Annotated in this window: 6 protein-coding genes and 1 tRNA gene; 2 read left to right on the top strand and 5 right to left on the bottom strand. The window is 44.6% G+C overall.

Translation table 11 applies throughout. The annotated features are described in order from the left end of the window. The first annotated feature begins 391 nt into the window (after positions 1-391). Positions 392-1,138, top strand: a complete 747-nt coding sequence (locus tag AC5RDS_RS13545) for a GAF domain-containing protein (RefSeq protein ID WP_022159516.1) — start codon at positions 392-394, stop codon at positions 1,136-1,138. Positions 1,139-1,144: 6 nt separating this feature from the next. Beyond that, a complete protein-coding gene (locus AC5RDS_RS13540; RefSeq protein ID WP_368318115.1) occupies positions 1,145-2,287 on the top strand; it encodes a hybrid sensor histidine kinase/response regulator in 1,143 nt (380 codons plus the stop codon). Here AC5RDS_RS13540 and AC5RDS_RS13535 read toward each other — a convergent pair. The 5 genes from AC5RDS_RS13535 to AC5RDS_RS13515 form a co-directional block, all read right to left on the bottom strand. Further along, positions 2,236-2,847, bottom strand: a complete 612-nt coding sequence (locus tag AC5RDS_RS13535) for a 3'-5' exonuclease (RefSeq protein ID WP_046403266.1) — start codon at positions 2,845-2,847, stop codon at positions 2,236-2,238. The two genes, AC5RDS_RS13540 and AC5RDS_RS13535, sit on opposite strands and share 52 nt — an antisense overlap. 10 nt (positions 2,848-2,857) lie before the next feature. Then, on the bottom strand, positions 2,858-3,388 hold the full coding sequence (locus AC5RDS_RS13530) for a DUF5063 domain-containing protein (protein WP_118104093.1): 531 nt from the start codon (positions 3,386-3,388) through the stop codon (positions 2,858-2,860). Between the two features lie 107 nt (positions 3,389-3,495). Beyond that, a tRNA-Ser gene (locus AC5RDS_RS13525) sits at positions 3,496-3,583 on the bottom strand. Positions 3,584-3,647: 64 nt separating this feature from the next. Next, positions 3,648-6,044 carry a translocation and assembly module lipoprotein TamL gene (gene tamL / locus AC5RDS_RS13520; protein ID WP_013613567.1) on the bottom strand — a complete coding sequence of 799 codons (2,397 nt, stop codon included), beginning with the start codon at positions 6,042-6,044 and terminating at the stop codon, positions 3,648-3,650. Then, positions 6,041-10,705 (bottom strand): translocation/assembly module TamB domain-containing protein, encoded by a 4,665-nt coding sequence (locus AC5RDS_RS13515; RefSeq protein ID WP_217778417.1) that lies wholly within the window; start codon positions 10,703-10,705, stop codon positions 6,041-6,043. Before AC5RDS_RS13515 ends, tamL begins: the two co-directional genes overlap by 4 nt. Positions 10,706-10,802 lie beyond the last annotated feature (97 nt).

Genomic DNA, 10,802 nt, shown 5'->3' with positions numbered 1-10,802 from the left:
GACGAACGTAGTGAGGAGTTCCGCCGGTCAGTGATAGAAAAAGCCAGACGACCGACAGAAGCGACCGGGTCGCCAATTCCGATCACCGAAGACGAATAAATAACGACAGAATAATTCTAGAATTAATCTTGTTCTCATTCGTCTTCAGGGCTTGTGTTCGGGGATCCGGTCGCTTCTGTCGGTCAGTGAGGGAAAGACTTAACAGACCGTTCCAGACGAACCGGTCTGACGACACAGAACCCGAAATCGGAATAGAAAGAAAAAATTATACCTACACCCTTACCTCCTTTAAAAGTTAAATAAGCTCTTCTTCGCAACTTCTCGAACACATTCAAGGTATAAATAACAGGTTTAATTTATAAAAAGCGTCCCAAAATTAACATTCAATGCTATGCGGGACAATACTCATGCTCCTATGGAAATGAAACATATCACTCCTGATGTTTTAATGCGTTTAAGTATTGCATTTACATCCGGTAGTAAATTTTCTCAAAGTTTGGAAAAGGCTTTGGAATTGATCGGCAAAATCAGCAATCATGATCGTATATACATCATCGAGGTTCATCACAATATGACTTATACGATCACTTATAACTGGCATGAAAAGTCGTTAAAAGCCATTCCCGAAGAATTCAGGCACAACAGCCTGATATACGACCGGGAACTTGTACAACAACTTTGTACACAAAATCAGGTAATTATTCAGGAATCGGATGTGTCGGGTAATCCGGAATTAGCAGAGTTACTAAAAGCTACCGATTGCCGCCAAATGTTACTATTACCTTTATTCGAATCGGGATCACAATTTGCTTTTATCGCTTTCACCCAATGTTCGACGACTCACACCTGGACACCGGAAGAAATCAAATGCCTGCAAGATCTGTCCTCGGTTATCGCTTTACAATTGGATAATTATCAACTTATAAAACGCTTAACTGTCCACCTCAAACAAGAGAGAGCTGCCCGGTTAGAGCTGGAAATCAAACAGAATCATTTACGTCATTGGTTACAAGAGATAAAACCGGTCTGGGATCAACTTAAAAACAAAATAGAGCATCCGGAACTCCCCGAAGTGACCAGTCTGGAGCAACATTTTACAAATTTAGATAAAATTTGTTCTATTCCTTCTGTAAAATAATCCTACATGCCAATTAACAACTGTCAATATACTCTTTTAGTGATTACTTCATCCTTTCGTGATCCGGAAAAAATCCTAAAGACTCTCCGGGAAGCTGATTTTATGCTTCTCGAAGCCAGTAATCAACAGGAAGCCATTCAACGAATCCGTACCACCTCTCCGGATCTGATCCTATTGGATATCGACAAATCGGTCCGGCAAGAGAATACGATCTTACAGGATTTCAAAACCAATAAAATCACAGGCGCCATCCCGGTTTTATTCATCACTTCCATGACTAGTGAGAATCACATTCCGGAATGCCTGAATTATGACAATATCGATTTTATCACCAAACCTTTCCGTCCCCAAGAACTGGTCATCCGGGTTCAGCACCAGTTATCCCTGCTCCGGGCCGAACGGGTCATCCGCCGGCAAAACGAGAAATTGAAAAAAAGTCTGGAAGCCCGGGATAAACTGTATTCCATCATCGCTCATGACCTGAGAGCCCCTATCGGCACCATTAAAATGATCAATTCCTCCATCGAGGCACAAAAGGCTAAAATCAAAGATCCTCAAATTTCAAAGTTATTCGAGATGATCAATGAAACGACAGAGGAAGCTTTTAATCTGCTGGAAAATCTCTTGCGCTGGACCCGGAACCAAAATGGTAAAACGAAAATTTATGCTACTCTTTTCAACCTCACACCTGTAGCCAGACAAGTCGTCTCACTATTCAGTGCAATAGCCAATGCAAAAGAAATCGAGCTGATCAACCGTATTGAAGGGAAGTTCGATATTTTCGCCGACGAAGACATGATAAAAACCGTATTACGCAATCTGATTTCCAATGCCATCAAATTTACCTATACAGGGGGACAAGTCGAACTATCTCTTGCAGACTCGGGTGATTACTGGACAATATATGTCAAAGACAACGGGAAAGGCATACCCAAAGATCTTCAGACCCATTTATTGAAATCCGATGAATACATCACCACCTACGGTACTCACAATGAAAAAGGAAGTGGATTAGGCCTGATTTTATGCCGTGATTTTATCCGCATGAACAAGGGGAAACTCCATTTCTGTTCCCAAGAGGGAATAGGAACCACTTTCTATTTCACTATTCCCAAAGCCTCTTCTTCTGCAGAAGCCGTAAGCCGTTGATACATCTTCAATGCCCCCCATGCATCGGTAGCGGCATAGCGAATCTGGGCTTCAGTCAATGCCGGAGCTTCCCAGTTGGAAGTACGCTGACGTTTAGAAATCTTCACCCCGAAAATAATAGCCATCAATTTTGAAAAAGATTTGTCTTCAATACCAAAGCGTCCGGCATATTCCTGTAGATCTACAAAAGAGGCAGGTGTAAAATCGGTCAACTTACGCAAATTCCGGTTATCGTCGCGGATACCGACACCGATCTTTATAATCCGGGGACTAGCCAGCAGCCGAACCAAAGCCGGTTGAAAACCACATTTATTCAACCGGAACAGAAAGACCTGGTCCGGGACCGCCAGTTGTAATAAGCTCACTTTATAAATTTCTCCTTTCCGAAAAGCGGGACGAGTCTCCGTATCGAACCCCAGGCAAGCATGTCTACTTAAAAAATCAGCCGCCTCCCCGACCTGCCTTGCCTCTTCTATTACCTTCACTTCGCCCGAAAACACGTAAGGAGGTAACAGATCTATTTCTTTCCGATCTATGGTCTTTTTTAAATCAGTCAACATTTTCTCAAACTTAATCGTCCTCATCTTTTATTTGATAGACAGCATGATGTACCGCCCTCAACACTCCGGCACAAGCTTTTCCCCAATACAATTCAAAACTATTATTCAATTGCCATAAAGCCTCTCCGATCACTTCCGGTATCCCACAGCGGAAAGAAGAAATAAAATTCTTCAGGTCCTGGTATATATCACAAGTTTTCTCTGCTATCGAATGTACGACAGGAACTTCACTAAACTGCATATTATCATCGAAAACTTCCAGGTATTCATCGTATTCTCCCAACAGTCGATGAAGCTGTCCATATAAATAATTATAATCGTCTTCGGTGACGATATCTTCGATCAATCCACTATCTCCGCTATCACTCTCCGGCAGCAAGGAGCCCTTCAAATAGATCAAAGGAATAAACTTCTGCAAACGCTGGATAAAATCCCTGCGCTGCATCTGAGGTGCCGTCTCCACAAAATCACAAAATTCCTTGGCTACTGCAACAAACTCGATGACTTCTTTGCTATATCCAACATGTTGAAAATCTTCCATAAACTACTTTCTTTTATTTTACAAAGGTAACATTTTACCTCCTATCCCGGTATACTTACGGGAAATAAAAATGACATTCCAGGTCCCTCCCAGAATGTCATTCTTTGCGGAAAGACGGGGATTCGAACCCCGGAATCCCTTTAGAGGATTACACGCTTTCCAGGCGTGCCAGTTCAGCCACTCCTGCATCTTTCCTTACTTTGGCGGGGCAAAGATAGGATAAAAAGTAAAAAGTAAAAAGTAAAAGATAAAATAAATTTTAGAAAGGGTATCCGATCGCAAGATTCAGTACCAGACCTTTCCAGAAACTGCCGTCGATATTATAATATCCGGACTTGCCTGTACTATAAGGAGCATGTATAGGTATTCCCAAATCGGCACGGACCACGATATAGGAAAAATCGTAACGTAGTCCGAATCCGGTCCCCAAAGCAATTTCTTTCAATAATCCTTTGATTCTGAATTCTCCTCCGGGACGCTGGGTTTCATTGTTCAACAACCAGACATTCCCGGCATCCATAAACAAAGCCCCTTTAAACCGTTCGTATATTTTGAAACGATACTCGACATTCCCTTCCAGTTTGATATCTCCGGTCTGATCGAGATAAGAATAGGTCGATTCCCTGGGATGGTAACTTCCGGGCCCGATCGAACGGATATGAAAAGCCCGGATACTATTCGAGCCGCCGATATAAAATTGCTCACTGTAAGGCATTACTTTCGAATTACCGTAAGCATAACCGATCCCTCCCATAATCCGCATGGCCAATTGATTATTATTATCCACAGTCTTATAACCGATTAATTCAGAAGTAAGCTTCAAAAATTGAGAATAACGATTATTGAGAATTTGTTTGCCCTCCCCCTGATGATTCCCGCAGATATACTGCAGGCCCGCTATAATATTACCGGCCTGAGTGACCGAAGTCTGCCAGAACAACCGGTTGGGATTACGATAAGTCGCAGCCCGGTCGTACGTATAGGTATAAGACATCGACGGAATAAACTGATTCTTAAAACTCTGCGCCACTGCGGGATTTTTATTTACAACAGAATCGAAGGCATGAGAAGTACGCAACAGATAGGTATAATTGAGTTTAAAAGGTACGACGGAATGATAATTCCGGGTAGAAGAATTAAAATCATAGGTCGCACTTCCCCAAAACGAGATCATCCTAAAAAAATTATGTCGGTTGAGCAAATCCGTACCGATCTGAAAATGGGTCTGTTCTCTCCTATCCCGTTTCGTTTTCATCAATTTGGGAACCAATAACCGGGGCACGGACAAATTAAAATTCAACCCCAGCTCATAAGAATTGATCAAGCCCGAATTGCCTGTCGATTTTTTATTTCCTCCGATTTGCCATTCGTAGGATCCTGTCAACCGGACACTGAAATTCTCTGCCCGGCGGAACATATTCCGGTTAGTAATCCCTAATGTCAATCCCGGACCGAGCAGATTATTCGACTTGGAAGACATATCCACCTCCACTTCCGTTTCAATGGGCAGGGCAAAATCGCCGTTGATTTGCATATCCAGCAAGCGATCCTGAACCGTATCGGGCACGGTAATCGTCATATTGGCGAACTTAAATACGCCCAACTGTACAAATCCGGCTTGTGTACGACTCTGTCGCATAGCCGAATAAGTTTGTCCGGGTCGCGTCTTCACCGCCCGGGTGATCACATTCGGTTTCAGCCGTAGCGGAGGCTCATAAATGATTTTCACCTGATCCGCCTGTATCGTGTCTTGCCCGCCGGTCGTTTCATTTCCCGACAGCATCACTTTCACCTCACCGATTTTATAAGGATGAAAAGCATTTTGCGGAATTCCCTGCTTCAATCCGATTCGTACGTCGGCCATTTTTCCACCTTGAGTGGTATCGACTAAAAATTCGATATAATCGGGTTGGAAGAAATAATAACCGTGATTTCTCAACCGATCGGACATGCGTTGCCGCTCCTGATTGAGGACATTCACATCGTATTGCCTTCCCGGTTTCAGTTCGGAGAACCGCATATACGAGCGCACGATACTATCCATCGGAGGATTCCATCCCCACAACTGTACATTACCGTAATGAAAAGGCTGAGGCAAATCGACCCAATAGCTGATGCGGGCTTTTTTAGGATTCCGTTTATGCGGAATAATCTCGTAGCGGGAAGTCGTCCCATAAAAACCGAAGTCTTTCATGGCATTATCCACCATTTTCAACCGTAATTCGGGCTGTACATCTGAAATCAACACCGGTTTCTTAGCCAATTTACGATATAACCACCATTTAAAACCTTTCTCTTTTTTTATATTCCAATTATATATCCACAGCCCGATCGGGAAAGGCGAACGGACATAAGGAGAATACAGCGGATTATTGGGTTTCACAGACAGCGGACCGGAAGCGGCTGAATTTTGTGTACTGTTGAGTTTCACTTTCTGAGGGGCCTCGATCTTCATTTTTTTTACTCCGACATACAATACTTCATCTTCTGTCAGTTTTTTAGTCGTCGAACAAGAAAAAAGAAGGAAAAGGAAAAAGATTAAAGGTAAAAAGTAAGAAGAAGAAAAGGTCAGGGTACTACAAATAGGACAAAAGTGACTGAACCGACTTTTGTCAGACTTCCGGGCATACTTTCTGATGAATTCGACTACTTTCATTTCTGATTCTCCGTTTTTGTTTCTCTTTCCGATTTTCGGTTATTTTTAAAGAGATCTTTAAATTTACGGAAATTTTTCCGCCAAACAATACCGACACCCGTTTGAGTGACTTCGCCGTCCAGTACACTCTCATAGTTGGAATGCCGGAACACTTTCAAAAATAGATTTCTCTTCTTCGTAATCACGTATTCTATAGAAATATCGTCGACGAGATTATCTTCTATGTTATTACTCTGATTTTCATTATTATCTGTAGAAATCCGTCCACCGATCTTCACCCGAATCCGATCATTAAAAAATTGTTTGGAGAACTGATACGTATAATCGGTACGGGTTGTATTTTCATCGGTATTATACGAATCGACGCCAAAAGTAAAACCGGTCTTCCGGGTATACTTATTCAATTCATTTTCTACCAGGCTATATAAAGCATTGTTGGCCATACTTCCTCCGCTTCCCGACTTAGCAGCCCCAGGAGCGGTATAAGTATTATAGATCAATAGATTCAACGCTTGACGGGTACGTTCTTCCTGAGAAAAAGTCGCCAACTGATTCTGTACCACCATATCGTTGGGAGCTGACAGGTCAAAAGAGATATCCGGTCGGGTCAATGTATTCTGTATCCGGATGATAGCCTCGAAAGTAACCAGTCGATTCTGTTCTCCGTCGACAACCGTAGCTTTCACCTGTTCGGAAGCGGATATACTCAACATCGGATTCATCACATTTCCTGTCCATTCCACATAGCTGCCACTGCGAATATTAAATTCTTTTTTACCTGCAATGGGAATATTATAAACCACGGTTCCTCCGGATAAAATATATTTCCCCGACAAGGTAAGTCCGTTTTCAGGACTCATGGCCAGAACCAGATTACCCCCACCCTGGATGACGATATTATTACTTCCATCATCCGATAATTCGACGTTTACCGTCACCTGATCTCCGATCTCGATCAACATTTTTAAAGCAAAGCTACTGGTGTTTACCCGGTTAGTCAGATCGTCACGCTCATTCAAGGTGGTATCCCTGAACGATACGAAACGGACCAAATCGGCACTACGGTCCACAAGTTCGGGTCCGGAACTACGCAAAGTATAGGTAATATTGGTCCGGTTGAGCAAATTGATATTTCCGGAAACGCTTAAATTCGAAAAGGCCCCGGCCAAACGGGAATCCAGATTGATATAAGCCTTCCCATAGATCAGCGAAGTCGGATTTTTCTTTACATTCACGACCTCGAAATTACCGGCTTTTACAGATATATCCATATTCATCCGGTCGAACGGAGTCAGGGTAATCGCTCCGTTCAGCACCATATCACTTTTGTTAGGAGCAATAAACCGATATTGCCGAAATAAAATCTTCCCGTTGTCTACAATCAGGCGGGTGGTATCCAATCCGAATGTGGTACCCAACATCACCACATCGGCTTTTCCATTACGAAAGCCCAATCCACCGTTCAAATCCGGACGGTCTACCGTCCCACGAAACTGTAATGCGCCGGTCAACTCGCCCTCCAGTTTCATCAGATCTTTCGGAACAAAAGCGTTGACCATATACAAAGGTAAAGAAGGTATATCTACGTCCAGCATGACCTCCCGGTTGGTCTCGGATGTAGCGAAAGTCCCCTGCACTACCGCCCGGCGGATGCTGTCGATTTTCAACTCGAAATCTACGGCATGATCGGTTAAATGATCCTTTCCTGCATACTGCAGATCCAAATCGAGGGTACCCATCCGCTGTTCTTCATAAAACAGATTATTCACTCCGATATTTCCCTCGGCACCGAAGGTTTTACGATCGGTATACAACAATAAATCCGTATGCAGGATACCGCTCAGATCGGGTAAGAACGGTGATATTTCGGTCAATTTTTTCAGGTCTATACCGGTAATCTCCACCTGTAACCGATCCGTCCTTTCTCCTTCATCAGGCAGAGACTGCAAACTCACCAATTTATTCTGGTAGGCCATCCGGAGATTGGCATCGATCTTCCAATCTTTATAAACCGTTACTTTATTATCGGCATTGACAATCCACCGGCTATACCCCAGAATAGGAGTCATCGGGAAAAAGCTCACCGTAAAAGCACTGTCCAGCATCACCAGATTGATACCCATATCGAATCCGACTCGTTGCCGGGCATCTTTTTGTTTCAGTTCGATCCGGAATTGATTCCCCTGCATTTTTCCGGTCAGGTTGATATTGAACAGTCCCTTCCAGGCCTGGTCGGAACTACCGGCTCCCAATGCATACACCAGACTCTTGCCGGTCTGCCAGATACCCATCTGTACCGAATCGAGACGTACCGTCCCAAAATAGGGAGCCGTAGCCGTGATCCCCATCCGGATACCTGACCGCTGACGGGAAACGATATCCAGAGAAAGCCGACGAAATCCCATATTCCTGGCCTTCAAAAATTTAGCGATCGCATTATTTTGATCACCTTTCAAGTGCATACTAAAAACAGGCAACTCCGCTTTGATCTGTTCCATATCGATATCTTTACCGGCGATCTGCTTCCCGACAATCCCTGCAATTTTCCCAGCACTCTCCCCAAAACCGGCCAAAGAAGTATCGGCCCGGAAAGTTAACTGTAAATCACCGGTCTTTACATCCAGTGTCGTCTTCTTCAGATCGCTGGCCATATCGATATCCAGGCTTCCCAAGGTATAAGTCTTCCTGCTATCTGCCATGCTCAGGCTATCGAAGCGGGCTTTTAAAGCATAAGCGGAATGTTCCCCGATAAAACCTTGCAAATCTACTTTCAGCCCCATAGTCAAAGGTTCCTGCATCAAATGCAGGGCCTGCAGATCCACCTTGCCGATATAACCACCCAAACCGACCTGATACTGTTGTTGCAGCGAATCTCCCCGGAAAACCAAATCCAAAGGAGCATCGGGATCTTTACTAACCATAGTCCCCCGTAAATGCGTCTTATCCAAGGTAGCCTGTAAAGTAATATCTTTATATTCGTGCTCTTTATAAAACAACTGACGGATTCCGGCATTTACCGAGGTCTTTGCCTGAGGCCACGAAAAATACCGGCCTTCCAACCGGAAATTGGCCGAGGCGCTTCCTAACGAATCGACAGTCAAAAAGCGATCGAGTGGGAAACGGCTCAGGGTCAATTCGCCGTTATATGTCTCCCGGTTCAAATCATAACTCCCGTCGAGGGTCATACAACCAGCAGCGGAACACAAGCGCACCAAAGCCTCCAAAGCTCCCTGATTAGCCTTCAGATTCGCCGACCAGGATACATCGGCCGGGATCTTCACGATTCCTTCTTTTAAGAAAACATTAGCAAAGGTAGCGTCCGGCATCTCCGCCCGCAAATCGATCACCCCACTTATTTTTTTCAGGTCCCGGTAGGATTGCAGTTGTCCTTTTCCAGTCAACCGGAATTTTCCGGTCATACCGGCATCCAGGCGGTCGAACCGGACTCTGTTTTCATCTATACTGAAAGTCGTATTCAAATCTACCTGACTATGTTTTAAGTCCTGAGGGATTCCGTCATAAAAGGGAGTAAGATCGGCCAGCCCAACCCTGGCATTCAGCTGAACGATCAAGGGTACCCGTTTCATCAGATTATTCATCGAAGTATCGGCCCGGGCTGTCAACTCGATCTTGCTATGAGCGGTGCGGATAAATGCCCCCCTCAATGCTGTCCGGGCCGAATCGAGATCCACCTGTGCCTGCATCTGTTGCAGCTGTATTCCGTTTTGCTGTACAGCCCTCAGATCTACCAGGTTTCCCCGCACAACCGTTCCCCGGTTATATACACTGTCGATTTGTACGGCAATACCGGACAGCACCAAATCGGTTTGCCCGGCATCGGCAGTCTTCATGCTAAAGGCACTGTTCTCCAATTGTAATCTCCCTGCACGTATCAGCCAAGGCTGGCTACCGGACGGTTCGGTGACCGGTGTCCCGGACGATTGTTCCGTTCCCATCTGCATGTCACACCAAGCCCCTCCGACAGCGACAGCATCTATTTCGACGGATTGCTCCCCCAACAAAACTTTTCCGCCAGTCAGCGAACCGTCCTTTATTCCGGCCCCCAGGTAAGGCAACCCCTCGGTATACATGCGATAACCGACGTCCCGGATCTTTATCTGCCTGACTTCGATCCCCCAATCCAAAGGATTACTCTGCACTGTATCTTCCACTGTTCCGGCTCCGGATTTCAAAAAAACATCCCCTTCTTCCAGGCTAATCTCAGCGACTATCAATTTTTTCCGTTCCAAATCGATCCGTCCCTCCTGCAGCCCCAAATTCCCGACAACCACCTTCAGTTGCATACCGGTAGTATCGCCGGCTAATCCTAACTTCACCTGTCTCAGACCTAACTGTTCGATACCGAGTTCTTTACGAAATATCCGATCGATATTCACCCTAAGCCGGATCGCCTCTGCAGCAACCAGGGTATCTCCGGCAGTTTTCCCGGCATACACATCGTCCAAAACCAGATCAAAAGGAAAACCCAAACGGAAATGCCCGATCCGGACTTCCAAGTCGTAATGCGAAGCAGCATAACGTTCGGCTTTGCGCAAAAGGAAATCTTGTACAGGAGGTAAATAAAGCAAAAACACGATAAGCAGTAGCAACCCTAAAATTGCTAAAATCGTTCTGCCCAGATATTTAAAAAATCTTTTCATGCTTAAGCTTTATTCTTCGCAATTACCATTATCCAGATCGTAAAAAAGCGCTGCAAGGCCTGCCTCCTGCTATTCCGTAAAGTCTTTAATTAACGAA

The organism is Odoribacter sp. (genome assembly GCF_985060555.1).
The sequence above is the reverse complement of the archived record's forward strand: the minus strand, read 5'-3'. Positions and strand labels throughout refer to the sequence as shown.

What these genes read in the sequence shown, in the direction of transcription:
- AC5RDS_RS13545 (WP_022159516.1), top strand. Translation starts at nt 392, where the DNA reads ATGCGGGACAATACTCATGCTCCTATGGAAATGAAACATATCACTCCT.
- AC5RDS_RS13540 (WP_368318115.1), top strand. Translation starts at nt 1,145, where the DNA reads ATGCCAATTAACAACTGTCAATATACTCTTTTAGTGATTACTTCATCC.
- AC5RDS_RS13535 (WP_046403266.1), bottom strand. Translation starts at nt 2,847, where the DNA reads ATGTTGACTGATTTAAAAAAGACCATAGATCGGAAAGAAATAGATCTG.
- AC5RDS_RS13530 (WP_118104093.1), bottom strand. Translation starts at nt 3,388, where the DNA reads ATGGAAGATTTTCAACATGTTGGATATAGCAAAGAAGTCATCGAGTTT.
- tamL (WP_013613567.1), bottom strand. Translation starts at nt 6,044, where the DNA reads ATGAAAGTAGTCGAATTCATCAGAAAGTATGCCCGGAAGTCTGACAAA.
- AC5RDS_RS13515 (WP_217778417.1), bottom strand. Translation starts at nt 10,705, where the DNA reads ATGAAAAGATTTTTTAAATATCTGGGCAGAACGATTTTAGCAATTTTA.